The organism is Streptomyces sp. NPDC006012 (assembly GCF_042871185.1).
GTDB lineage: Bacteria > Actinomycetota > Actinomycetes > Streptomycetales > Streptomycetaceae > Streptomyces.
This window is the reverse complement of sequence record NZ_JBIAIE010000007.1, coordinates 142263-167057: the sequence shown is the minus strand read 5'-3', so window position 1 is coordinate 167057 and position 24795 is coordinate 142263. Positions and strand designations below refer to the sequence as shown.

At 70.1% G+C, this 24795-nt stretch carries 16 protein-coding genes; 6 read left to right on the top strand and 10 right to left on the bottom strand.

Annotation, left to right across the window (positions count from 1 at the left end; translation table 11 throughout):
* Positions 1–57: 57 nt before the first annotated feature.
* The 4 genes from ACFYPJ_RS15875 to ngcE all read right to left on the bottom strand — a co-directional run bounded on the left by ACFYPJ_RS15875 (position 58) and on the right by ngcE (position 5432).
* The gene (locus ACFYPJ_RS15875; RefSeq protein WP_389016356.1) at positions 58–1257 is read right to left on the bottom strand and encodes an ROK family protein; all 1200 of its coding nucleotides are present in this window, start codon (positions 1255–1257) and stop codon (positions 58–60) included.
* 787 nt (positions 1258–2044) lie between these two features.
* A complete protein-coding gene (locus ACFYPJ_RS15870; RefSeq protein WP_389016353.1) occupies positions 2045–2968 on the bottom strand; it encodes a carbohydrate ABC transporter permease in 924 nt (307 codons plus the stop codon).
* Positions 2969–2972: 4 nt separating this feature from the next.
* Positions 2973–3899 carry a carbohydrate ABC transporter permease gene (locus tag ACFYPJ_RS15865; protein ID WP_389016351.1) on the bottom strand — a complete coding sequence of 309 codons (927 nt, stop codon included), beginning with the start codon at positions 3897–3899 and terminating at the stop codon, positions 2973–2975.
* Positions 3900–3980: 81 nt separating this feature from the next.
* Complete coding sequence (gene ngcE / locus ACFYPJ_RS15860) at positions 3981–5432, bottom strand: N-acetylglucosamine/diacetylchitobiose ABC transporter substrate-binding protein (protein WP_389016348.1); 1452 nt, start codon at positions 5430–5432, stop codon at positions 3981–3983.
* Between the two features lie 337 nt (positions 5433–5769).
* Here ngcE and ACFYPJ_RS15855 point away from each other — a divergent pair, with 337 nt between their 5' ends.
* Both ACFYPJ_RS15855 and ACFYPJ_RS15850 read left to right on the top strand, forming a co-directional pair.
* Positions 5770–9573 carry a GH92 family glycosyl hydrolase gene (locus ACFYPJ_RS15855; protein ID WP_389016345.1) on the top strand — a complete coding sequence of 1268 codons (3804 nt, stop codon included), beginning with the start codon at positions 5770–5772 and terminating at the stop codon, positions 9571–9573.
* 289 nt (positions 9574–9862) lie between these two features.
* Entirely contained in the window at positions 9863–10186 is a 324-nt protein-coding gene (locus ACFYPJ_RS15850) for an L-rhamnose mutarotase (protein ID WP_389016342.1), read from the top strand.
* Between the two features lie 667 nt (positions 10187–10853).
* On the opposite strand, the gene acnA is transcribed toward ACFYPJ_RS15850, so the two are convergent.
* Positions 10854–13571 (bottom strand): aconitate hydratase AcnA, encoded by a 2718-nt coding sequence (gene acnA / locus ACFYPJ_RS15845; RefSeq protein WP_389016339.1) that lies wholly within the window; start codon positions 13569–13571, stop codon positions 10854–10856.
* 628 nt (positions 13572–14199) lie between these two features.
* On the opposite strand from acnA, the gene ACFYPJ_RS15840 reads away from it, so the two are divergent.
* Positions 14200–15729, top strand: coding sequence for a helix-turn-helix domain-containing protein (locus ACFYPJ_RS15840; protein ID WP_389016336.1), 1530 nt, complete (start codon positions 14200–14202; stop codon positions 15727–15729).
* Between the two features lie 105 nt (positions 15730–15834).
* Here ACFYPJ_RS15840 and ACFYPJ_RS15835 read toward each other — a convergent pair whose 3' ends face one another.
* Entirely contained in the window at positions 15835–16266 is a 432-nt protein-coding gene (locus ACFYPJ_RS15835) for a DUF6299 family protein (RefSeq protein ID WP_389016333.1), read from the bottom strand.
* A gap of 253 nt (positions 16267–16519) precedes the next feature.
* On the opposite strand from ACFYPJ_RS15835, the gene ACFYPJ_RS15830 reads away from it, so the two are divergent.
* Entirely contained in the window at positions 16520–16708 is a 189-nt protein-coding gene (locus ACFYPJ_RS15830) for a DUF5999 family protein (protein ID WP_389016331.1), read from the top strand.
* Positions 16709–16817: 109 nt separating this feature from the next.
* On the opposite strand, the gene ACFYPJ_RS15825 is transcribed toward ACFYPJ_RS15830, so the two are convergent.
* On the bottom strand, positions 16818–17213 hold the full coding sequence (locus ACFYPJ_RS15825; protein WP_389016328.1) for a RidA family protein: 396 nt from the start codon (positions 17211–17213) through the stop codon (positions 16818–16820).
* Positions 17210–18586, bottom strand: a complete 1377-nt coding sequence (locus ACFYPJ_RS15820) for an acyl-CoA dehydrogenase family protein (RefSeq protein ID WP_389016326.1) — start codon at positions 18584–18586, stop codon at positions 17210–17212. Before ACFYPJ_RS15820 ends, ACFYPJ_RS15825 begins: the two co-directional genes overlap by 4 nt.
* A gap of 133 nt (positions 18587–18719) precedes the next feature.
* Here ACFYPJ_RS15820 and ACFYPJ_RS15815 point away from each other — a divergent pair, with 133 nt between their 5' ends.
* A complete protein-coding gene (locus ACFYPJ_RS15815) occupies positions 18720–20312 on the top strand; it encodes an AMP-binding protein (RefSeq protein WP_389016323.1) in 1593 nt (530 codons plus the stop codon).
* 15 nt (positions 20313–20327) lie between these two features.
* Positions 20328–21140, top strand: a complete 813-nt coding sequence (locus ACFYPJ_RS15810; protein WP_389016321.1) for a PaaX family transcriptional regulator C-terminal domain-containing protein — start codon at positions 20328–20330, stop codon at positions 21138–21140.
* 205 nt (positions 21141–21345) lie between these two features.
* On the opposite strand, the gene ACFYPJ_RS15805 is transcribed toward ACFYPJ_RS15810, so the two are convergent.
* Together ACFYPJ_RS15805 and ACFYPJ_RS15800 are read right to left on the bottom strand one after the other, a co-directional pair.
* A complete protein-coding gene (locus ACFYPJ_RS15805; protein ID WP_389016319.1) occupies positions 21346–23877 on the bottom strand; it encodes a bifunctional salicylyl-CoA 5-hydroxylase/oxidoreductase in 2532 nt (843 codons plus the stop codon).
* Positions 23862–24689: an enoyl-CoA hydratase family protein gene (locus ACFYPJ_RS15800; protein WP_389016316.1), complete on the bottom strand. Its 828-nt coding sequence runs from the start codon at positions 24687–24689 to the stop codon at positions 23862–23864. Before ACFYPJ_RS15800 ends, ACFYPJ_RS15805 begins: the two co-directional genes overlap by 16 nt.
* Positions 24690–24795 lie beyond the last annotated feature (106 nt).

The following is a 24795-nucleotide window of genomic DNA, read 5'->3' as shown; positions in this document are numbered from 1 at the left end:
CACGTGCGACGTCAAGAAGTAAATCCTTAACGAGATGGCAACGGTGTCAGCCGTTCTCTAAGTGAAGGCGGGTGTCGCCGTGGTCAGACTTCCGTCCAAAAGGGTTGAATCGCCCATCTCGCTGAGCGCCAGGGCGAGCGCCCCCAGCACCTCGGCTCGGCCTCCGAGCGCCCCGGGAAGGACGGAGAGCTGGCGCGCGGCACTGGGGATGGCATAGCGCCCGACCGACTCCCTGATGGGGCCGAGCACCAGCTCGCCGGCCTCGGCGAGGTCCCCGCCGAGCACCACCCGGCTGGGGTTGAGCACATTGCACAGGTTGGCCACCCCGCTGCCGACGTGCCGGCCGACGTCGGCGACCACCCGGCGGCAGCCCGGGTCGCCGTCCCGCGCCATCCGCACGACGGACTCCATGGTCAGGTCGGCACCGTGGCTCGGCTGGAGCAGCGGGAGCACGTAACGCGCGGCCGTGAACGTCTCCAGGCAGCCGCGGTTGCCGCAGCGGCAGACCGGGCCGGACTCGTCGAGCGTGATGTGGCCTATCTCACCTGCCGTGCCGCCCGGGCCCCGGTAGATCTTGCCGTTGATCACCAGGCCGGCGCCGACGCCGCTGGCGACCTTGATGTACGCCAGGTCACGCACGCCCCGGCCGCTGCCCCAGACCAGCTCGCCGAGGGCGCCCAGGTTGGCGTCGTTGTCGACGTGCACCGGAACGCCGAGCCGCCCCCGCAGTTCCTCGGCGGGCCTGGTGCCGGACCAGCCCGGCAGGATGGCGGTGGAGCCGAGGGTGCCCGACTCGACGTCGATGGGACCGGGCACACCGAGGCCCACGCCCGCGACCTTCGCCCGGTCCACGCCCGTCGCGTCGATCAGACGGTTGACCAGTTCCTCCGCCCGGTCGAAGCCCTGCGCGGCGGACGCGTCGACGTCCAGCGGCTCGGACTCCTCCGCCAGCACCTGGTGCGCCAGGTTCCCGATCGCGACGCGCAGGTGGGTGTGGCCGAAGTCGACGCCTATGACGATCCCGGCGTCTCCGCTCAGCGAAACGCTCCGGGCCCGCCTGCCACCCGCCGAGGTGGGCGTCACCTCGACGGTTCCGCCGTCCTTGAGCTCGCGCACGATGTTGGAGACCGTCGCCGCGGACAGGCCGGTCGTCCGCGCGATCTCCGCCTGCGTGAGCGACCCGGCCAGCCGCACGGCCCGTACGACTCGCTCCAGGTTGGCTCGGTGCAGCGACGACTGCGACCCCGGAGTCTCCATCGACTCATCCACTCCCGCCATCGGCCGGGCGGCCTCTGCGCCGCCCGTGGCCCAGGTCACATCTGCGGAACCGGGCCACTTACAAGTTATGAACTCCAAGCTCTGCTGAAGGGGTTGCCGCAGTCAAGTCCTTGACGTAAATCGCTGTCACTTCGTCGGCCGTGCCGCGGACATCCTCCGGACACGCCCACACCACTCCAGCAGGGCGGCAAGGGCCTCGCGCCGCACCCCGCGACCCTGCCGCCGACCGCCGCGAGCCCTCGTCCGGCCCGCCCACGAGACCTCCCCGCCCCTTCAGCCGCGGAAGCCGGACCGGCCCTGCCACCCCGCTTCGCCGCCCCAGAGGGAACCTGTGTGCGAATTACACCCGCGAATCCGCGAGCGGTCCGACGGGGCGCGGCAGGATCCCGCGAGACGTGTCCATACGGAATCGGCCGCCCTGGACGACCGGCACCCGCCGGCCCGCCGACGCCTCCGAAGGGGCGCGGGGAACCCAGGCTCCCGAAGGAGCGCGCGGAACCGGGGGTCCCCCCGTTCGGGCGAAGCCCCGCATGGGTGCGAGCGACCGGCCACCGCCCCGGCCGCGTACGAACGACGTCGGGACCCGCCACCACGAACCACGCACGGGCGCACACACCCCGCCGCACCCCGCCGCACAGGGCACCGCTGAACACGGCACGGTGCGGCACCGCCCCGTACGACGCGGCGCCGTTCCGCCGGCAGCCTTCGCCGGCCGGCGGAACGGTGCGTGCCGCCCCGGAGACCGGGCTGCCGGCCGGGCCGTCCGCTACTTCAGCGCACCAGCCGTCAGACCCTGCACCACCTGCCGCTGGAAGACGATGTAGGCGGCCAGTACCGGCAGCATCGCCATGACCAGCCCCGCGAACAGTCCGGACCAGTCGCCCTTGTATCCCTGGCTCGCCGCCAGCTGGACCAGGCCCTGGGTCAGGACGCGTTTGTCCGGGTCGGTGTTCAGCACGGTCGGCAGCATGTACTGGTTCCACTGGCCGAGGAAGTTGAAGATGCCCACGCTGATCAGTCCGGGCTTGGCCATGGGCAGCATGATCTGGAAGAACGTCCGGGTGTGGGACGCGCCGTCCACGAAGGCCGCCTCCGCCACCGACGTCGGCAGCGTCCGGAAGAACGCCGTCAGGAAGAACACCGTGAACGGCAGCGAATACGCGATGTAGACCAGGATCAGGCCGTGGATCGTGTTCAGCAGCCCCATGTTGTTCACGACGTAGAACAGCGGGACCAGCGCCAGCATGATCGGAAAACTCATGCCGCCGACGAACAGGTAGTAGATGAAGCGGTTGCCGGGGAAGTCGAAGCGGGCGAGGACATAGGCCGCCATCGAGCCGAGCACCAGGGTGCCGATCAGCGAGCCGGCCACCACCAGCACGGTGTTGAGGAAGTAGTCGCTCATGTTGGCCTGGGTCCAGGCCCGCGACCAGTTGTCGAAGTGCAGCTTGTCCGGCAGCGACCAGGGCGAGGAGAAGATGGACCGGTCGTCCTTGAAGGAGGTCATCACCGCCCACAGCAGCGGCGTGACCACCATGATCGCCCAGATGACCAGGAAACCGTGCGAGAAGGCGTTGAGGGTCTGGCCCCCCTTCGTCCGCCCGGACCGCCGGGCGGCGGGCGGCTCCGTTCTGGTCACCGGTGCGCCGGACTCGGCCGGCACGGGAGCGGGGGTCTCGGTCGTCTTCATCGGATCAGAACTCCAGCCGCTCGCGACGGCCCAGCCGCATCACGATCGCCGCGAACGCGAGCGTGACGGCCAGCAGGGCGACGCCGATGGTGGTGGCGTAGGCGGCCTGACCGTCCCGGAACGCCTTCTGGTACACGTACAGGACCATCACCGTGGTCGAGTAGTCGGGGCCGCCCGGTCCGGTCGTCATGATCTGCACGACGGCGAACGACTCGGCGCCCAGGGCGAGGATGCCCATGTAGACCCAGCCCGACTGCACGGTGTCCCACAGCAGGGGCAGGGTGATGCGGAAGAACGTGCTGAAGCGGCTTGCGCCGTCCAGCAGGGCCGCCTCGTACAGGTCGGCGGGGATCGACGCCATGCCCGCCGAGAACAGGACCACGAAGAAGCCGGTGGTCGACCAGACGAGAACCGCCATCACACACCACAGGGCGAGGCTCGGGTCGCCCAGCCACAGCGGCTGGAGGCTGTCGAGTCCGACGCCCCGCAGCAGCGAGTTGATGGCGCCGCTGTCCGGGTTGTACGCGAAAGCGAACAGCAGGGCGACGATCGCGATCGACAGCACCTGGGGAAAGAAGTAGACGATCTTGTAGAAGGAGGAGCCCCGGACGCCGGTGACCACCGGGCCGCCCCTCCGGCGCCGCCCGCCGACGTTGATCATGAAGGAGAGGAACAGCGCCAGACTGATCGTCACCAGTGGGAGCACCACCGCGAACAGCAGGCTGTGCTGCAACGACTTCCAGAAGATGTCGTCGTGGACCATCCTCTTGTAGTTGTCGAGGCCCACCATCTTGAAGTCGGGGCTCAACCCGGTCCAGTCCGTGAACGAGTAGTAGATGGACTGGATGAAGGGCCAGATGACGAAGAGGGCATAGAGCCCCAGGGGCACCGCCAAGAACCCCACGATGAAACGGTACTTACCGTGCTGCATGACTGCCGCCCTCGATCTCCCCGCGAGTGCCGTCACCGGGGCCTGCCCCGCGCACGGCGGAGCGGCCCTGGTGACGGATCGTCACTGGTGCTTGTAGTGCTTGATCGACGTGTCCTTGGCGGCCTCGTCGGCGAACCCCTGGATCTTCTTGACGGCCTCCGCCGGGGTGAGCCGGCCGGCCATCATCTCCCCGAGACCGGCCACGCCGATCTTTTCCTTCTCCAGTTGGACGTACCAGTCCTGGAGCCGCGGGTTGACCACGTTCTGGCCCGCCTTCTCCAGCGCGGCGACACCGGACGTGAGCCCCGGGGTCAGGCTGATCCCCGTGGTGCCGCCGTTGTACGCGGTCAACGACCTCACCTTGGTGGTGAAGTTCTTCGACGACGCCTCGCTGAGCATGATGCGCAGCTGCTCCATGCCGCCCTCGCCGTTCTTCGCGTGGGCCGGGACGATGTAGGGCTCACCGCCGGAGGCCCAGAGGGTGCCGAAGGGCAGCTTGTCGGAGCTGTCGATGCCGGAGGGCGCGGAGACGGCGAGGTCGAAGTCGGCGGGGATGACGTTCGCCGACTCGTTCTCCACCCAGGAGCCGTTCGGGATGAACAGCGCCTTGCCCTCGGCCCAGGCGGTCTGCGACTGGATGTGGTCGAGGCCGGGGGTGCCCTTGAGGACGTAGCCCTTCTTGTACAGCTCGTAGTACGCCTCGAAACAGGTCTTGACCGCCGGGTGCTTCCAGGCGTTCGGTTCGAGGTTGTCGATGGCGTCGAGCACTTCCCGGCCGCCGACCTTCCCGATCATCGGGTAGAGCGAGAAGGGGACGTAGTACGGGTACTTGCCGGCGTACGTCCAGCCCGCCATGCCCTTCTTCTTGGCCTTCTCGCAGACCGCGAGCATCTGGTCCCAGGTCTCCGGGTACTGCTCGTCGAGCGCGTTCAGGGCCTTCTGCGAGTACCAGACGCCGTACACCGTGTAGGCGTAGTAGAGGACCCAGACCTGCTCGCCGTCGAACTGACCCATCTCGACGATGCCGGGGCGCAGCGTGTCGCGGACCTTCTTGTTCGGGTCGTCGAACGAGGGGGCGTCGAGCAGCGGGGTGATGTCGGCGAGCTGCTTCTTGCCGACCAGGACGCCCATGTCCATCTGCTCGGCACCGGAGTTGTCGATGAGGTCCGGCGGGTTGCCCTGGTTGAAGCGGGGCTGGAGCGTCGACTGGATCTTCTGGGTGGTGGAGAACTTCACCGTCGCCTTCGGGAAGTCCTTCTCGTAGATCTTGACCGCGTCCTGGCCGTACTCCTTGCCGTAGCCGCCGTCGAACAGGACGAACTCCATCTGTGCGCTCTCGTTGACAGCGAGCGGGTTCTTCGCCGTCTTCTTGCCCGCGGCGGCCTTGTCCTGGCTGTCCCCTCCGCTGCTCGCACAGGCCGACAGGAAGCCCGCCGTGGGGAGGGTGAGCAGACCGAGGGCTGCGGAGCGCCGGATGAGGTCGCGCCGGCCGAGTCCGCCGTCACCGTGATTCGCTGCGGAAGTGGATCCCATGCTCAAGTCCTCGCCTTCTCCAGGACTCAGGCGGTGAACCGGATCCTCCCCGGCACCGCTGGTCGGGTAGTGCTGGGCCGTGCAGGAAATGCCGACAGGTATAGTCCAGTTCCCGGCGGCTGAGCAACATCATGTGCAAGGTTGGACGCCGGTCTTTTCCGAGTTGAGACCTCCCGGAAATCTGGGCCCGCTGTAGGCGCCATGCCCGAAAAATCCACTCCATACAGCCCCGAATGCCGCAGGCAACACCCTTGACATCATCGGTCACTTGACTCCCTACTGGTTCCTGCGCAGCGATTTTGACAACGTTGTCTGAGCGCAGGGAGGGTTTCCGTACATGCATCGGAGAGTTCGACACAGATGGGGGCCGGCGGTCGTGGTCACGACCGCCTTCGTCCTGGCGGCGGGTTCGCAGGGGGCCGCGATCGCCCTGCCCGCCCAGGCACCTGCCGCCGACCGCGATTTCGCATCCTCGTTCGAGGCGAATGACCCGGCGCCGGACTGGCTGAGCACGGTCGACACGTCACCTGACGGCACCAAGCGCGCCTCGGGCGTCGACGGCGGCTACACCACCGGCATCCCCGGCAACGTCAACGACCACGTCACCGGCGTACGCGCGAGTGCCGAGAACACGGACGGCGGTGAGGTCAAGGAGAACCTCGCCGACGGCGACCCGAGCACCAAGTGGCTGGCCTTCGAGCCGACCGGCTGGGCCGAGTTCGACCTGGACAAGCCGGTCAAGCTGGTGACCTACGCCCTCACGTCGGCGAACGACTCCGCCGAACGCGACCCGAAGGACTGGACCCTGCAGGGTTCCACCGACGGCAAGGACTGGACGACGCTCGACACCCGCTCCGGCGAGACGTTCGCGCAGCGGTTCCAGACCAAGTCGTACGACCTCGCCGCGCCGGCCGAGTACCAGCACTTCCGGCTCGACGTGACGAAGAACAACGGCGCCTCGGGCATCCTGCAGCTGGCGGACGTCCAGTTCTCGACCGGTGACAGCGGCGCCCCGGCCCCGCAGGACATGCTCACGCTGGTCGACCGCGGCCCGGGCAGCTCGCCGACCGCGAAGGCGGGCGCGGGCTTCACCGGCACGCGGGCCCTCAGGTACGCCGGCCGGCACACGGCGGACGAACGCGGCTACTCGTACAACAAGATCTTCGACGTAAACACGAAGGTCGACCGCGACACCCAGCTGTCGTACCGCATCTTCCCGTCCATGGCCGACGACGAGCGCGACTACGACGCCACCAACGTCTCCGTCGACCTGGCCTTCACCGACGGCACCTACCTGAGCGACCTGGGCGCGATCGACCAGCACGGCTTCGGTCTTTCGCCGCAGGCTCAGGGCGCCTCCAAGGCGCTGTACGTCAACCAGTGGAACAACGTGATGTCGCGGATCGGTTCGGTCGCGGCAGGCAAGACCATCGACCGCATATTGCTGGCCTACGACTCTCCCAAGGGCCCGGCGAAGTTCCGCGGCTGGCTGGACGACGTGGCGGTCAGGCAGGTGGCCCCCGAGCAGCCCAAGGCGCACCTGTCCGACTACGCGCTGACCACCCGCGGCACCAACTCCAGCGGCGGCTTCTCGCGCGGCAACAACTTCCCCGCGACCGCGGTCCCGAACGGCTTCAACTTCTGGACCCCGGTGACCAACGCGTCCTCGCTCAGCTGGCTGTACGAGTACGCGAAGGCCAACAACGCGGAGAACCTGCCGACGATCCAGGCGTTCAGCGCGAGCCACGAGCCGAGCCCCTGGATGGGCGACCGGCAGACCTTCCAGGTGATGCCGTCCGCCGCGTCCGGCACCCCGGACACCGGCCGCGAGGCGCGTGAGCTGGCCTTCCGCCACGAGAACGAGACCGCCCGGCCGTACTACTACGGGGTCAAGTTCGAGAACGGGCTGAAGGCCGAGATGACCCCGGCCGACCACGCGGCGACGATGCGCTTCACCTTCCCAGGCAACGACGCGAGCGTGCTGTTCGACAACGTGACGGATCAGGCGGGCCTCACGCTCGACAAGGCGAGCGGGACCTTCAGCGGCTACTCGGACGTCAAGTCCGGGCTGTCGACGGGCGCCACCCGGATGTTCGTGTACGGCGAGTTCGACAAGCCGGTGACGGACGGTTCGTCGAGCGGCGTCAAGGGCTACCTGAAGTTCGACGCGGGCGCCGACCGCACCGTCACGCTCCGCATCGCCACGTCGCTGATCAGCGTCGACCAGGCCAAGGACAACCTGCGCCAGGAGATCCCGGCCGGCGCGTCCTTCGACACCGTCAAGCGCCAGGCCCAGCAGGCCTGGGACAAGGTGCTCGGCAAGGTCGAGGTCGAGGGCGCCACGCCGGACCAGCTGACGACGCTGTACTCCAGCCTGTACCGGCTGTACCTGTACCCCAACTCGTCCTTCGAGAAGGTCGGTTCGAAGTACCAGTACGCCTCCCCCTTCTCCGCCAGGACGGGCCAGGACACTCCGACCCAGACCGGCGCGAAGATCGTCGACGGCAAGGTGTACGTCAACAACGGCTTCTGGGACACCTACCGGACGACCTGGCCCGCGTACTCCTTCCTGACGCCCGGCAAGGCCGGCGAGATGGTCGACGGGTTCGTGCAGCAGTACAAGGACGGCGGCTGGACGTCCCGCTGGTCCTCCCCCGGCTATGCGGACCTGATGACCGGCACCTCCTCGGACGTGGCCTTCGCGGACGCATACGTCAAGGGCGTCGACTTCGACGCCAAGGCGGCCTACGACGCGGCCGTGAAGAACGCGACGGTGGTCCCGCCGTCCTCCGGCGTCGGCCGCAAGGGCATGGCGACCTCGCCGTTCCTCGGGTACACCAGCACCGACACCGGTGAGGGCATGTCCTGGGCGATGGAGGGCTACGTCAACGACTACGGCATCGCCCAGATGGGCCAGGCCCTGTACAAGAAGACGGGCGAGAAGCACTACAAGGAGGAGTCGGATTACTTCCTCAACCGCGCCCGGGACTACGTGAACCTCTTCGACACCCGGGTGGGCTTCTTCCAGGGCAAGGACGCCAAGGGCAACTGGCGCTGGGACTCCTCCAAGTACGACCCGCGCGTGTGGGGCTACGACTACACGGAGACCAACGGCTGGGGCTACGCCTTCACCGCCCCGCAGGACAGCAAGGGCCTGGCGAACCTGTACGGCGGCCAGAAGGGGCTCGGGGACAAGCTCGACAAGTACCTCTCCACCCCGGAGACGGCCTCGTCGGACGTCGTCGGCTCCTACGGCGGTGTCATCCACGAGATGACCGAGGCCCGGGACGTGCGGATGGGTCAGTACGGGCACTCCAACCAGGTCGCCCACCACGCCCTCTACATGTACGACGCGGCCGGGCAGCCCTGGAAGACCCAGCAGAAGGTCCGTGAGGCGCTCTCCCGCCTGTACACCGGCAGTGAGATCGGGCAGGGCTACCCCGGCGACGAGGACAACGGCGAGATGTCCGGCTGGTACCTCTTCTCGTCGCTCGGCTTCTACCCGCTGGTCATGGGCAGCGGCGACTACAGCATCGGTTCCCCGCTGTTCAAGAAGGTCACGGTCCACCTGGACAACGGCCGGGACCTGGTGATCAACGCTCCGAAGAACAGCTCGAAGAACATCTACGTCCAGGGCGTCAAGGTCAACGGAAAGACCTGGACGTCGACCTCGCTGCCGAACTCGGTGCTGCAGAAGGGCGGCGTGGTCAACTTCGACATGGGCGCCCAGCCGTCCGCCTGGGGTACGGGCAAGGACGCGGCCCCGGTCTCCATCACCAAGGACGACAAGGTGCCGACGCCGCATGCGGATGTGCTGAAAGGCGTGGGCCCGCTGTTCGACAACACGTCGGCGACGGAGGCGGCGGCCGGCTCCGTGGACCTGCCGGTCGACGGCGCCACCAAGGCGGTCCAGTACACGCTGACCTCGTCCAAGGACCACACGAAGGTGCCGACCGGCTGGACCCTCCAGGGCTCCACGGACGGCACGACGTGGCAGACCCTGGACAAGCGGTCCGGCGAGTCGTTCGCCTGGGACCGGCAGACCCGGCCGTTCACGATCTCCGCGCCCGGCTCGTACACCCAGTACCGCCTGGTCCTGGACGGCGAGTCGACGCTGGCGGAGGTGGAACTGCTGGCGTGACGGACGTGCCCGTCACCCGGGACTGATCCCGTAGGGCACGACGAACCGAGAGGGCCCGCCGGTCACGACCGGCGGGCCCTCTTGCCCTGTTCGCGCACGGACTCCTGTCCCTGACGGTCCGTTCCGAAGCCATGGCCCCTCCGGGAAGGCGGAGGACGGACGAGCAACTGGCGGACTGACAGGGACCGGCAAAGACCGGCAAGAACCGCGAGCTGAGAACCAGGGCCGGGGGCCGAGAACTAGGAACAGGGAACTGGGAACTGGGAACCGAAGACTGAGGAGTGAGCACATGCAACGCTTCGCAACGGTCATCCGGCTGAAGCCCGAGAAGGAAGAGGAATACCGCCGTCTGCATGCCGCCGCCTGGCCCGGAGTGCTGGCGGCTCTCAAACGGGCCCACATCGGCAACTACTCCATCTTCCTGAGGGACGGCTTGCTGTTCAGCTACCTGGAGTACGGCGGCGACAACTACGCCGAGGACACCGCCGCCATCGCCGAGGACCCGGACACCCGCGCCTGGTGGGCCCTCACCGACCCCTGCCAGCAGCCCCTGGACAGTGCTGCCGAGGGCGAGTGGTGGGCCCCGGCGGAGGAGGTCTTCCACCTCGACTGACAGTGAGGATGTGACGTGGTGACGCTGTGGGTGGGGCTGACCCTCCGACCGACTGACGTCTCGACTGTCCTGTTTGCGATTCGTCGGCCCGCCGGGCGTCACCACGCACGCGCGCCGGACAGAGGTTTGTGACCTTATAGGAGCTTGGTCCAGAAACCCTGTCACTGTCCTGTCCACCGCGCTTGCGGCCGGAAGCCGACGGTGACGGTGCGTCAGCCCGCAGTGGAGCAGCCCGGATCCACCCAGATCAGCCGACCGGGTACCCCAACTTGCTTGACATCGTTGTCGGTTGAGGCGGTAAAGTCGTACGGCGGCGAGTCGACAACGTTGTCGCACCTTCGTCCGACACGAGCCACGCCCCACCCGGACAGGTCGATCCCCCCTCGCCCGTCCGGCTCGCGGACCCGGTGCGCACCGCCGCCGGGTCCGCCCGGAGCGGCTTCTCCTCGCCTGCACCGACTCCGGCGCCTCCGCGGTCCGCTCCACCGGCTCCACCGGCTTCGCCCCGGCTGCTTCGTCGTCGGCGCCCCGTGTCCAGGCCGAGGGCCGTTCGGCCATCCGGATGCCCCGGATACCCCGGGACGGAACCGGCGAAGGGCCGCACCCCGTTGACGGGGATGCGGCCCTGGGACGCGGCACTCCGGGCGCGGAGCCCGGCTGCTGCCGGTTACTTGCGGATCAGGTTGCGCAGCACGTACTGCATGATGCCGCCGTTGCGGTAGTAGTCGGCCTCGCCGGGGGTGTCGATGCGGACGACCGCGTCGAACTCGACGCCCGTGTCGGTGGTGACCTTGACCGTGCGCGGCGTGGTGCCGTCGTTCAGCGCGGTGACGCCGGAGACGGAGAAGGACTCCTCGCCGGTCAGGCCCAGCGACTCGGCGGAGGCGCCCTCCGGGTACTGCAGCGGCAGCACGCCCATGCCGATGAGGTTGGAGCGGTGGATGCGCTCGTAGGACTCGGCGATGACGGCCTTGACGCCCAGCAGGGCCGTGCCCTTGGCCGCCCAGTCACGGGACGAGCCGGAGCCGTACTCCTTGCCGGCCAGGACGACCAGCGGGGTGCCGGCGGCCTGGTAGTTCTGGGAGGCGTCATAGATGAAGGAGACCGGACCGCCGTCCTGGGTGAAGTCGCGGGTGTAGCCGCCCTCCGTGCCCGGCGCGATCTGGTTGCGCAGGCGGATGTTGGCGAACGTGCCGCGGATCATGACCTCGTGGTTGCCGCGGCGCGAGCCGTAGCTGTTGAAGTCGCGGCGCCCCACCCCGTGCTCGGTGAGGTACTTGCCCGCCGGGGTGTCGGCCTTGATGGCACCGGCCGGGGAGATGTGGTCGGTGGTGACCGAGTCGCCGAGCTTGGCCAGGACGCGCGCGCCGGCGATGTCCTCGACCGGGGCCGGATCCATGGTCATGCCCTCGAAGTACGGGGGCTTGCGCACGTAGGTCGACTCGGCGTCCCAGTCGAAGGTGTTGCCGGTCGGGATCGGCAGCGCCTGCCACTGGGCGTCACCGGCGAAGACGTCCTGGTAGGACTTCTGGAACATGTCCTCGCCGATGGCGTTGGCGACGACGTCGTTGACCTCGGCCTCGCTCGGCCAGATGTCCTTCAGGTGGACCGGGTTGCCGTCCTGGTCGGTGCCCAGGGCGTCGCGCGTGATGTCCACCTTCATGGAGCCCGCGATGGCGTACGCGACGACCAGCGGCGGGGAGGCCAGGTAGTTCATCTTGACGTCGGGGTTGATCCGGCCCTCGAAGTTCCGGTTGCCGGACAGGACCGAGGTGACGGCGAGGTCGTGGTCGTTGACGGCCTTGGAGACCTCGTCCGGCAGCGGGCCGGAGTTGCCGATGCAGGTGGTGCAGCCGTAGCCGACGAGGTTGAAGCCGACCTTGTCCAGGTACGGGGTCAGGCCCGCCTTGTCGAAGTAGTCGGTGACGACCTTGGAGCCCGGCGCGAGGGTGGTCTTGACCCAGGGCTTGCGGGTCAGGCCCTTCTCGACCGCCTTCTTGGCCACCAGGGCGGCGGCGACCATGACGTACGGGTTGGAGGTGTTGGTGCAGGAGGTGATGGCCGCGACCGTGACCGCACCGTGGTCGAGGGTGTAGGTGGTGCCGTCGGGGGCAGTGACCTGCACCGGGTTGGACGGGGCGCCGTTGGGGGCGACGGCCGGGGCGTCGGAGGCCGGGAAGGACTCCTTGCCGGCCTCGTCGCCGGCGTCCACGTAGTTGAGGACGTCCGACCTGAACTGCTCGGCGGCGTTGGCGAGGACGATGCGGTCCTGCGGGCGCTTGGGTCCGGCGATCGACGGGACGACCGTCGACAGGTCCAGCTCCAGCTTCTCGGAGAAGTCGGGCTCGGCCTTCGGGTCCAGCCAGAGGCCCTGCTGCTTGGCGTACGCCTCGACCAGCGCGACCTGCTGGTCGCTGCGGCCGGTCAGCCGCAGGTAGTTGAGGGTCTCGTCGTCGATCGGGAAGATCGCGGCGGTGGAGCCGAACTCCGGGGACATGTTGCCGATGGTGGCGCGGTTGGCGAGGGAGGTGGCGGCGACGCCCTCGCCGTAGAACTCGACGAACTTGCCGACGACACCATGCCTGCGCAGCATCTCGGTGATGGTGAGCACGAGGTCGGTGGCGGTGGTGCCGGGCTGGAGCTGGCCGGTCAGCTTGAAGCCGACGACGCGCGGGATGAGCATCGAGACGGGCTGGCCGAGCATGGCGGCCTCGGCCTCGATACCGCCGACGCCCCAGCCGAGGACGCCGAGGCCGTTGACCATCGTGGTGTGCGAGTCGGTGCCGACCAGGGTGTCCGGGTAGGCCTTGCCGTCGCGGACCATCACGACGCGGGCCAGGTGCTCGATGTTCACCTGGTGGACGATGCCGGTGCCGGGCGGGACGACCTTGAACTCGTCGAACGCGGTCTGGCCCCAGCGCAGGAACTGGTAGCGCTCCTTGTTGCGGCCGTACTCCAGGTCGACGTTCACCTTGAAGGCGTCGTCGGTGCCGAACTTGTCGGCGATGACGGAGTGGTCGATGACCAGCTCGGCCGGGGCCAGCGGGTTGATCCTGGCGGCGTCGCCGCCCAGTTCCTTCACGGCCTCGCGCATGGTGGCGAGGTCCACGACGCAGGGGACACCGGTGAAGTCCTGCATGATCACACGGGCCGGCGTGAACTGGATCTCCTGCGACGGCCGGGCCTGGGAGTCCCAGTTGCCGAGGGCGCGGATGTGGTCGGCGGTGATGTTCGCGCCGTCCTCGGTACGGAGCAGGTTCTCCAGCAGGACCTTGAGGCTGTACGGCAGGCGGGCCGAGCCCTCCACCTTGTCCAGCCGGAAGATCTCGTACGACTCGTCGCCCACCTGCAGCGTGCTGCGGGCGTCGAAGCTGTTCGCCGACACGACAGTCTCCTTCATTGATGTGCGCGTACCACCACGATCCTGCCGCCACGACCCGCGGGCCATTCCGCTAAGGTAAGGCTAAGTTAGGTCACCCTTACCGGGGTGGCGGCTGTGGTGCCCCTCGGCAGATATCTCGATGTCGAGATAACTCTAGTACATGGGACCCGGATGGTCATGCCCGGACCGGCCGTCCGACCCGGACTGAAGCGAGGCACACCGCATTCCGATACTCTCGGTGACGCCCACATCACGCTCGGCGTCGACACCCCACCGGCCACCCCCGACGGCCGTCCCCCACTGGCCGTCGACCGACCGCCGGCGCGCGCCCCGGATTCGGTCCCGATGCGGACCGGGCCCTCACCCCTCCGCCGTGGAACGGCCGACCACCCGGCACACGCCGGGACGGGCCCCGGCATTGGCCACGCATGGCCGCGAGCGCGACACGCCGAGGCCGCCACCCCACCACAATCACTCCTTTATCAATCAATATCGCTACATAACACCTTTTGAGCCAGCTCGTTACTCCCCAGACCACCCCATCGCCGCACCTCCAGGGGCCGCTGACGTCCTGTCACCCGAATGGACCCCCCAACGGGCGCCATCTCATATGTGAGATAACCTCAACCTCATGGCAGACGACTACCTCGTACGCATCGGCAAGCTCATCCGTGATGCCCGGCAACACCGAGGCTGGACACAGACACAGCTCGCGGAGGCGCTCGGAACCAGCCAGAGTGCCGTCAACCGGATCGAGCGCGGCAACCAGAACATCAGCCTTGAGATGATTGCCCGGATCGGCGAAGCCCTGGACAGCGAGATCGTGTCGCTGGGGTACGCGGGCCCCATGCACCTCAGGGTGGTCGGCGGTCGTCGCCTGTCCGGCGCCATCGACGTGAAGACGAGCAAGAACGCCTGCGTCGCCCTGCTGTGCGCGTCACTGCTGAACAAGGGGCGCACCCTGCTGCGCCGGGTCGCCCGGATCGAAGAGGTGTACCGCCTGCTGGAGGTGCTCAGCTCCATCGGCGTACGGACCCGCTGGGTCAACGACGGGGTCGACCTGGAGATCGTGCCGCCGGCCGAGCTGGAACTGGACGCCATCGACGCGGACGCGGCCGTCCGTACCCGCTCCATCATCATGTTCCTCGGCCCGCTGCTCCACCGTATGGACGCCTTCAAGTTGCCGTACGCCGGCGGCTGTGACCTCGGTACGCGCACCATCGAACCGCACATGATCGCGCTGCGCCGGTTCGGTCTGGAAGTCGCCGCGACCGAGGGGCAGTACCACGCCACCGTCGACCGGGCCGTGCGCCCCGGCCGCCCGATCGTCCTGACCGAGCGCGGGGACACGGTCACCGAGAACGCGCTGCTCGCCGCGGCCCGCTACGACGGCGTCACCACGATCCGCAACGCCTCCTCCAACTACATGGTCCAGGACCTGTGCTTCTTCCTGGAGACGCTGGGCGTACGGGTCGAGGGCATCGGCTCCACCACACTCACCGTGCACGGCGTGCCCGTGATCGACGTCGACGTGGACTACTCGCCCTCCGAGGACCCGGTCGAGGCGATGAGCCTGCTGGCCGCCGCCGTGGTCACCGAGTCGGAGCTGACCGTGCGCCGGGTGCCGATCGAGTTCCTGGAGATCGAACTCGCGGTGCTGGAGGAGATGGGCCTCGACCACGACCGCACCGCGGAGTACGTCGCCGACAACGGCCGTACCCGCCTGGTGGACCTGACCGTACGGCCCTCCAAGCTGGAGGCGCCGATCGACAAGATCCACCCGATGCCGTTCCCCGGACTGAACATCGACAACGTCCCCTTCTTCGCGGCCATCGCCGCGGTCGCCCAAGGCCAGACGCTGATCCACGACTGGGTCTACGACAACCGCGCGATCTACCTCACGGACCTCAACCGCCTGGGCGGCCGGCTGCAGTTGCTCGACCCGCACCGGGTCCTGGTCGAGGGCCCCACCCGCTGGCGTGCCGCCGAGATGATGTGCCCGCCCGCCCTCCGCCCGGCGGTGGTCGTCCTGCTCGCGATGATGGCCGCCGAGGGCACGTCCGTGCTGCGCAACGTGTACGTCATCAACCGCGGCTACGAGGACCTGGCGGAACGCCTCAACTCGATCGGGGCCCAGATCGAGACGTTTCGCGACATCTGACCGACGGAGTCCGCCGCGCCCTTGCCGGCCGAGGACTCGTCCCGGCCGGCGACTGCGGGGGCGGCCGGGTTCCGGCCGGCCCCGCGGTCGCCACGAGACCGGCGGTCACTTCGCGGCGAGGGTCACGTCCTGGTTCCGGGTGGCGTGGAGGTACGGCAGTGGCAGGCCGCCCTGCGGGCGCAGTTCCAGGAGGGCGGCCTCGACGTGGGCGGTCCCGGGGACGAGCTGTTCCGACGACACCTTGCTGGAATTCTCCCAGCGGTGTTCGGCGCCGTCGCACTGGGCCAGGGTGCCGCCGACGCCGTACAGGACCGAGTCGGACTTCTGATGGACCGAGGAGCTGACGAACACCGGTCCGGTGCCCTTGGTGCAGCGATAGGTGCCGGAGAGGGAGACGGTGCCGTCCGTCGCGACGCGGCCGGTCTTGTCGACGGTGATGGTCTCGGACGGGTCGGCGGCCGTGGCCGTCGGCGCGACCACGCCGAGCAGCAGCGCGGCGGCACCGGCGGCGGTGGCGAGCACGGGGCGTACGGACATGGGGTACCTCCCGGAATCGTGGGGGTGGGCGGGGGTCACGCCAGGTACTTACCGGGTGGCCCGGGCCCGGTCCGTGACCGTCACCCCATCGGTGGCGCGTCCTGACCGTCATGGAGCGGTCGGGGAGTTGTCCACGTGTTGTCACATCTCGCGACGAGCCGTTCCGGGGCGTTCACGGGCGGCGCATGGTCTGGGTGTGCCGTGCGGCAGCGAGGCCGCCGGGCTGTCGTCCCAGTAGACGCGGAGGTCCGCCATGTGTCCCCAGCTCTCCCCGTGCCATCCCGGCGGCGCCCCGCACATCGTCGCCGCCCGCCCCGAACAGGGCTGGAGCCTGCTGTGCGACGGCACGATCCACTTCGACGACACGGGCGCGCTGCACCCCGACGGCAGCATCGTCCCGCCCCACCGCCCGCCGGCCGCCCACCTGACCCCAGCCGCCTGAACGCCACGCGAAGTCCAAAATGGGGCACGGCGAACTGCGCAAACACCCCACCAGACCCGCACCCGACCAACAACAGACCAACGACAACCCCACGCCCCCAAACGGAGCGCTAAAGCACGGCAAACCCGTCCAGCTCCACCAGCGCCCGCTCGTCCCAAAGCCGTACGACCCCGACGACGGCCATCGCCGGATAGCTCCGCCCGGTCAACCTCCGCCAGATACCGCCGAGTTCACGAGCGTGGCTGCGATAGTCGGCGACATCGGTGGCGTAGACGGTGACCCGCGCGAGGTCACCGGGGGTGCCGCCGGCCGCGTGCAGGGCGGCGAGCAGGTTGCGGAGCGCCTTCTCGAACTGCTCGGGCAGGGTGTCACCGGTGATCTTGCCATCGGTGTCCAGGGCGGTCTGGCCCGCCAGGAAGACCAGCCTGGTGCCGGTGGCGACGACGGCGTGGGAGAAGCCGACGGGCGGGGAGAGGTCGGGCGGGTTGATGCGCTCGGCCGTCACGGAGCCTCCTGCGGACTGTGCGGTGCGGCGTTCATGGCGTACAGTTCCTTGGCGATGATGCCGCGCTGGACCTCGCTCGCACCCTCGTAGATGCGCGGGGCGCGCACCTCGCGGTAGAGGTGTTCGAGCAGGTGGCCGCGGCGCAGTGCGCGGGCGCCGTGCAGTTGGACGGCGGCGTCGACGACGTACTGGGCGGTCTCGGTGGCGAGCAGCTTGGCCATCGCGGCGCGCATGGGAACGTCCGGCGCGGCCTCGTCGTACGCCGTCGCCGCCGCGTACACCATCAGCCGGGCCGCGTCCGTGCGCAGGGCCATTTCGGCGACGCGGTGGGCGACGGTCTGCAGGTCCATCAGCCGGCCGCCGAAGGCGTCCCGTCCGCGGGTGTGGTGGAGGGCGGCGTCGAGCGCGGCCTGTGCCATGCCGACCGCGAAGGCGCCGACGCTCGGGCGGAACAGGTTCAGGGTGCCCATCGCGACCCGGAAGCCGCGGTCGGTCTCGCCGAGGACGTCGTCCGCGGTGACGGGTACGGCGTCGAACCGCAGGGCGCCGACGGGGTGCGGGGAGAGCATCTCCAGGGCGCTTCCGGTGAGTCCGGGCCGGTCGGCGGGGACGAGGAAGGCGGTCACGCCGCGGGCGCCCGCGCCCGGGGTGGTGCGGGCGAACACGGTGTAGAAGTCGGCCTCGGGGGCGTTGGAGATCCAGCACTTCTCACCGGTGAGCCGCCATCGGCGAAGGCCGTCGCGTTCGGCCGCCGGCACGGCACCGAGCACGGGACCGGGCACGGCGTCCGGACCGACGCCACGCGCGTCACGTCGCACCGGGCCGTCTCCGCCCACGCCCCCGGAGCTACGCGCGCCACCGCTGCCCTCACCGCCACCGCCGTACCGTCCGCCGCCGTCCCCGGTGTTACGCACGGCCCCCGGCTCTGCCGCGGCAGCCGAGGCGGCGGACGCGACCGCGTCCCGCTCCGCATCCGCCCGCAGAGCCAGCGCCGCGGCGTCCGAACCCGCCCCCGGTTCGCTCAGCGCGAAGGCCGCGATCGCCGTGCCGTCGGCGACCCGCGGCAGCCAGCGGTCGCGCTGGGCCGGGGTGCCGTGGGCGTGCACCGGGTGGGCGCCGAGGCCCTGGAGGGCGAGGGCCGTCTCCGCCTCCGTACAGGCGTAGGCCAGGTTCTCCCGCATCAGACAGAGATCGAGGGCACCGGAGTCGAACAGCCGGGTGAGCAGGCCCAGTCTGCCGAGTTCGGCGACGAGCGGGCGATTGACCCGACCGGGCTCACCCTTTTCGGCGAGCGGACGCAGCCGCTGCGCGGCGAGTGAACGCAGCTGGGCGCCCCAGGCGGTTTGCTGGGGTTCGAGCGAGAATGCGGGCACTGCCCTTCCTCCCTCCACGGCGGGCCGTCATGGCCCCACTCGACGGTATCGCGGACCATTGACTGTCGTCATCAACACGATACGCTCGTTCCGCGAGCCCACCACGAGCCGACCGGCAAGGGGGCGAACCGGCATGAACGTCTCGGCCCACGTCGACACCTTCGCGCGCGACCACCTCCCGCCGCCCGACCAGTGGCCCGAGCTCCACTTCGACCTGCCGGAGCTGCGCTACCCCGACCGGCTGAACTGCGCCGCCGAGCTCCTGGACCACGCCGACCCGGCGCACCCGGTGTTCCACACGCCCACCGGCGGTTCATGGACCTACGGCCAACTGCGCGCGCTCGTCGACCGCCTCGCCCACGTCCTCACCGGTGACCTCGGCGTGGTGCCGGGCAACCGGGTCCTGCTGCGCGGCCCGACCACACCGTGGCTGGCGGCCTGTTGGCTCGCGGTGCTGAAGGCGGGCGCCGTCGCCGTCACCGTGCTGGCCCAGCAGCGCCCGCACGAACTGGCCACCATCTGCGAGATCGCCCGGGTGCGCCACGCCCTGTGCGACGCGCGGTCCGTCGGCGATCTCACGAAGGCCCGGATCCCCGGGTTGCGCGTCACGACGTACGGCGGTGACGGGCCGGACGACCTGTTCAGCCGCCCCGCGCCCAACGCCCCGTACCCGGCGGTGCGGACCGCGGCCGACGACATCGCGCTGATCGCGTTCACCTCCGGCACCACCGGCCGCCCGAAAGGGTGCATGCACTTCCACCGGGACGTGCTCGCCATCGCGGACACCTTCTCCCGACATGTGCTCGGCCCCCGTCCGGGTGACGTCTTCGCGGGCAGTCCCCCGCTCGGCTTCACCTTCGGGCTCGGCGGGCTGGTGGTCTTCCCGATGCGCGCCGGCGCCAGCGCGCTCCTGCTCGAACAGGCCGGGCCCCGCCAGCTGTTGCCGGCCATCGCCCGGCACGGGGTCTCCGTGCTGTTCACCGCGCCGACCGCCTACCGCGCCATGCTCGACCACCTGGACGGACACGACACCTCGTCGCTGCGGCGCTGTGTCTCCGCGGGCGAGAACCTGCCCGCCGCGACCTGGCGGGCCTGGCAGGAGCGCACCGGGCTGAGCATCATCAACGGGATCGGCGCCACCGAACTGCTGCACATCTTCATCTCCGCCGCGGACGAGCACATCAGACCCGGCACCACGGGGGTTCCGGTCCCGGGGTGGCACGCGCGCGTGCAGGACGAGAACGGGGATCCCGTGCCCGACGGCGAACCGGGCCTGCTGGCCGTGCGCGGCCCGGTCGGCTGCCGCTACCTCGCCGATGCGCGGCAGCGGGTCTACGTGCGCGGCGGCTGGAACGTCACCGGGGACACCTACGTCCGTGAGGCCGACGGCTACTTCCGGTACGTCGCACGCGCCGACGACATGATCATCTCGTCCGGGTACAACATCGCGGGCCCCGAGGTCGAGGACGCGCTGTTACGCCATCCGGACGTCGTCGAGGCCGCGGTGATCGGGCGGCCCGACGAGGCGCGCGGCCAGGTCGTGGTGGCGTACGCGGTGCTGACGGAGGGCGCCGAGCGGGACGCCGACGCCCTGCGCGACTTCGTCGCGTCGGAGCTGGCGCCGTACAAGTGCCCCCGGGAGATCGTCTTCCTGGACGCGCTGCCGCGCACGGCGACCGGCAAGCTCCAGCGGTTCCGCCTCCGCACCCAAGGTGACCAGCAGTGATCACGAAGACCTAAGATGATCAACGTGTCCGAGCAGCACGCCCCCCGGTCCCTCATCATCACGCTCTACGGCGCGTACGGCCGCTCCATGCCCGGTCCGGTGCCCGTCGCCGAACTGATCCGGCTGCTGGCGGCGGTCGGCGTGGACGCGCCGTCCGTGCGGTCGTCGGTGTCCCGTCTGAAACGGCGCGGGCTGCTGCTGCCCGCCCGCACGGAGCAGGGCGCGGCCGGATACGGACTGTCCCCGGACGCCCGGCAGTTGCTCGACGACGGCGATCTGCGCATCTACGCGTCCACGCCGCCCGCGGACGAGGGCTGGGTGCTCGCCGTGTTCTCGGTGCCGGAATCGGAGCGGCAGAAGCGGCACGTGCTGCGCTCGCGGCTGGCCGGGCTGGGCTTCGGCACGGCCGCGCCCGGGGTGTGGATCGCTCCGGCGCGGCTGCACGAGGAGACCCGGCACACCCTCCAGCGGCTGGGGCTCGACCCGTACGTCGACTTCTTCAGCGGTGAGCACCTCGGCTTCGCGCCCACCGCCGAGGCGGTCGCGCGCTGGTGGGACCTGACCGCCATCGCCAAGCAGCACGAGGTGTTCCTGGACGCGCACGCGCCGGTGCTGCACGCCTGGCAGCGGCGGGCGGACACCGCGCCCGAGCAGGCCTATCACGACTACCTGCTGGCCCTGGACTCCTGGCGCCATCTGCCGTACGCCGACCCCGGGCTGCCGCCGCACCTGCTGCCCGCGAACTGGCCGGGCGCCCGTTCGGCGGAGGTCTTCCGCGCGCTGCACGCGCGGCTGCGGGACGCGGGGGCCGAGTTCGTCGGGGCGTGATCCCCGGCGGGCCGTCGTCCCCGGCGGGTCGTCGCGTTCCGCGCGACCCGCGGAAGGCGAGGGCCCACGGTAGTCGACGACCCGCCGTACTCGACGGCCCGCGGTACTCGACGGCGCCCCAGAGGGGGCGGCGGGAGCCGGACCGTTGCGCCGGTGACTGCTGCGCCGGCCGACGGCGCCACGCCGGCCGCGGGCCTGGCGCGGGTCAGCGCTCCAGTGTGAGCCGGGGTCTGGGGGCGTCGGTGCGTCCGGTCCGCGGGCGTCGGCTGCCCGCGCGGTAGGGGGCGGGCCAGCCGGTGCCCGGGCCCTCGTACTCCTGCTCCGCCGCGGCGTGCACGGTCCAGTGCGGGTCGTACAGGTGCGGGCGGCCCAGCGCGCACAGGTCGGCACGCCCGGCCAGGATCAGCGAGTTGACGTCGTCCCAGGAGGTGATCGCGCCGACCGCGATCACCGGGACGCCGGTCTCGTGCCGGATCCGGTCGGCGAACGGCGTCTGGTAGGACCGCCCGTACTCGGGCTGCTCCTCGGCCACCACCTGTCCGGTCGACACGTCGATCGCGTCGGCGCCGTGCGCGGCGAAGGCGCGGGCGATCTCCACCGCCTCCTCGGCCGTGGTCCCGCCGTCGGCCCAGTCGGTGGCGGAGATCCGTACGGTCATCGGCCGCTCCTCGGGCCACACCCCGCGGACGGCGTCGAAGACCTCCAGCGGGAAGCGCAGCCGGTCGGGGAGCGAGCCGCCGTAGGCGTCGGTGCGCCGGTTGGTGAGCGGGGAGAGGAAACCGGAGAGCAGATAGCCGTGCGCGCAGTGCAGTTCGAGCAGGTCGAAGCCGGCCCGGGCGGCCCGCCGGGCGGCGGCCGTGAACTGCTCGCGCAGGTCGGTGAGCTGGGCGCGGGTGAGCCGGTGCGGCGTCTGGCTGCCCGGTTTGTACGGCAGCGGGGACGCGGCCACGAGCGGCCAGTTCCCGGTGGGCAGCGGCTCGTCGATGCCCTGCCACATCAGCTTGGTGGAGCCCTTGCGTCCACTGTGGCCGAGCTGTACGCCGATCGCGGTGCCGGGTGCCTGGGTGTGCACGAAGTCGGTGATCCGGCGCCAGCACTCGGCCTGTCGGCCGGTGTAGAGGCCGGTGCAGCCGGGGGTGATCCGCCCTTCGGCGCTGACGCAGACCATCTCGGTCATCAGCAGGCCGGCGCCGCCGAGGGCGCGGGCACCCAGGTGGACGAGGTGGAAGTCGCCGGGGACGCCGTCGGTGGCCGAGTACATGTCCATGGGTGAGACGACGACCCGGTTGCGCAGGGTCAGCCCGCGCAGCCGGAACGGGGTGAACATCGGGGGCGTGCCCGGCGGGCAGCCGAACTCGCGCTCCACCGACTCGGTGAAGTGGGCGTCGCGCAGCCGCAGGTTGTCGTGGGTGACGCGGCGGCTGCGGGTGAGCAGGTTGAAGGCGAACTGCCGGGGCGGCTGGTCGAGGTAGCGGCCGAGGTCCTCGAACCATTCCAGGCTGGCCCGGGCGGCCCGCTGGGTGGAGGCGACGACGGGTCTGCGCTCCGCCTCGTAGGCCGCGAGCGCCCCGGCCGTCGTGGGGTGTTCGGTCAGGCAGGCGGCCAGGGCCAGGGCGTCCTCGACGGCCAGCTTGGTGCCGGAGCCGATGGAGAAGTGGGCGGTGTGGGCGGCGTCGCCGAGGAGGACGACGTTGCCGTGCGACCAGCGTTCGCTGACGACCGTGCGGAAGGTGGTCCAAACGGACTTGTTGGAGCGCAGCGGCCGTCCGCCGAGCGCGTCCGCGAAGATCTTGGCGCAGCGTTCGACGGACTCCTGCTCGCCGAGTTCACCGAATCCGGCGGCCTGCCACACCTCCTCGCGCATCTCGACGATGACGGTGGAGGCACCGGAGGGGTCCTGCGGCCCGGAGGATCCCCCTGTGGGGTGCTGGTCGGGTGACGGGCGGGAGTAGGGGTAGCCGTGCAGCTGCATCACGCCGTGTTCGGTCTCGGCGATCTCGAAGCGGAAGGCGTCGAAGGCGAAGTCGGCGGCGAGCCAGATGTAGCGGCACCGGTGGGTGGTCACCCGGGGGCGGAACACATGGACGTACGCCTCGCGGGTGGTGCTGTGCACTCCGTCGGCGGCGATGACCAGGTCGTAGGTCTCGGCGAGCCAGGCCGGGTACGGTGCCTCGCTGCCGAAGCGCAGGTCGACGCCGAGGGAGCGGCAGCGTTCGTGCAGGATCTCCAGGAGCCGTCGTCTGCCGAGGGCGGCGAAGCCGTGTCCTGAGGAGGTGTGGCGGATGTTCCGGTGGACGATGTCGATGTCGTCCCAGCGGACGAACTCTCGTTGCAGGGCCTCGTAGACCACCGGGTCGGCGTGTTCGATGCCACCGAGGGTCTCGTCGGAGAGGACGACGCCGAAACCGAAGGTGTCCTGGGGGGCATTGCGTTCCCAGACGGTGACCTGCCGTCCCGGGTCCAGCCGCTTGAGGAGGGCCGCGGCGTACAGGCCGCCGGGGCCGCCGCCGATGATCGCGACGCGCTGGGGACCGCCGGCGGTCTCCGGCGCCTGCGCCTGCGGCTGCGGCTGCGGCTGCGGCTGCGGCTGCGGCTGCGGGCCAGGCTGCGGCTGCGAGTGTGACTCCGGCTGCAAGCCAGGCTGCGGCTGCGGTGTGGCCGACTGCGTCTCGTCGCGGAGCCGATCGTCGGCACAGTCCCGCGCCCCCTCCCCCGGCATGGTCACCGTCCCTGCCATTTCGGGGGGCGCTTCTCGGTGAAGGCCGCGTGGAACTCGGCGTAGTCCTCGCTGTTCATCAGCAGCGCCTGGGTCGACGCGTCCAGTTCCACCGACGCCGCCAGCGGCATGTCCAGTTCGGTGGTGAGCAGCGCCTTGGTCTGCGCGTGGGCCAGGGCCGGGCCGTCGGCCAGCCGCCGGGCGAGGGCCTGGGCCGCCTCGTCGGCGCGGCCTTCCTCGGTCAGTTCGCTGATCAGCCCGATCCGCTCGGCCTCGACGGCGCGCACCGGTTCGCCGAGCATGAGCAGCCGGGTGGCATGGCCGAGGCCGACGACCCGGGGCAGCAGGTAGGCGGCGCCCATGTCGCCGCCGGACAGCCCGACGCGGGTGAACAGGAAGGCGAAGCGGGCGCTCGGGTCGGCCACGCGGAAGTCGGCCGCGAGCGCGAGGACGGCCCCGGCGCCCGCCGCGACCCCGTGCACCGCCGCGATCACCGGGAACGGGCACTCCCGTACGGCCCGCACGACCTGGCCGGTCATCCGGTTGAAGTCGAGGAGTTCGGCGGTGTCCAGGGCGAGGGTCGCGCCGATGATCTCTTCGACGTCGCCGCCCGAGCAGAAGCCGCGTCCCTCGCCGGCCAGTACCAGGGCCCGCACGGACCGTTCGCGGGACAGCTCGGCGAGCAGGTCGCGCAGGTCGGCGTAGGCGCCGAAGGTGAGCGCGTTCAGCTTCTCGGGGCGGGCGAGGGTGACGGTGGCGACGCCCTCGGCACGCTCGACCCTGAGGTGGTCCCAGGTCGGGGTGCGGTTGGCGGAGCCGGTGAAGGGACTCATGAGGTGCGGCCTCCTCGGGCGGGCGGTTCCTCACGTATCTCTACCCTCGAAGCTATCACTGAATTCTGACCGTCGTCAGGATGGCGCAACATCGCAGGCCATAGAA

What these genes read in the sequence shown, in the direction of transcription:
- ACFYPJ_RS15875 (WP_389016356.1), bottom strand. Translation starts at nt 1,257, where the DNA reads ATGGAGACTCCGGGGTCGCAGTCGTCGCTGCACCGAGCCAACCTGGAG.
- ACFYPJ_RS15870 (WP_389016353.1), bottom strand. Translation starts at nt 2,968, where the DNA reads ATGAAGACGACCGAGACCCCCGCTCCCGTGCCGGCCGAGTCCGGCGCA.
- ACFYPJ_RS15865 (WP_389016351.1), bottom strand. Translation starts at nt 3,899, where the DNA reads ATGCAGCACGGTAAGTACCGTTTCATCGTGGGGTTCTTGGCGGTGCCC.
- ngcE (WP_389016348.1), bottom strand. Translation starts at nt 5,432, where the DNA reads ATGGGATCCACTTCCGCAGCGAATCACGGTGACGGCGGACTCGGCCGG.
- ACFYPJ_RS15855 (WP_389016345.1), top strand. Translation starts at nt 5,770, where the DNA reads ATGCATCGGAGAGTTCGACACAGATGGGGGCCGGCGGTCGTGGTCACG.
- ACFYPJ_RS15850 (WP_389016342.1), top strand. Translation starts at nt 9,863, where the DNA reads ATGCAACGCTTCGCAACGGTCATCCGGCTGAAGCCCGAGAAGGAAGAG.
- ACFYPJ_RS15840 (WP_389016336.1), top strand. Translation starts at nt 14,200, where the DNA reads ATGGCAGACGACTACCTCGTACGCATCGGCAAGCTCATCCGTGATGCC.
- ACFYPJ_RS15835 (WP_389016333.1), bottom strand. Translation starts at nt 16,266, where the DNA reads ATGTCCGTACGCCCCGTGCTCGCCACCGCCGCCGGTGCCGCCGCGCTG.
- ACFYPJ_RS15830 (WP_389016331.1), top strand. Translation starts at nt 16,520, where the DNA reads ATGTGTCCCCAGCTCTCCCCGTGCCATCCCGGCGGCGCCCCGCACATC.
- ACFYPJ_RS15815 (WP_389016323.1), top strand. Translation starts at nt 18,720, where the DNA reads ATGAACGTCTCGGCCCACGTCGACACCTTCGCGCGCGACCACCTCCCG.
- ACFYPJ_RS15810 (WP_389016321.1), top strand. Translation starts at nt 20,328, where the DNA reads ATGATCAACGTGTCCGAGCAGCACGCCCCCCGGTCCCTCATCATCACG.
- ACFYPJ_RS15805 (WP_389016319.1), bottom strand. Translation starts at nt 23,877, where the DNA reads ATGGCAGGGACGGTGACCATGCCGGGGGAGGGGGCGCGGGACTGTGCC.
- ACFYPJ_RS15800 (WP_389016316.1), bottom strand. Translation starts at nt 24,689, where the DNA reads ATGAGTCCCTTCACCGGCTCCGCCAACCGCACCCCGACCTGGGACCAC.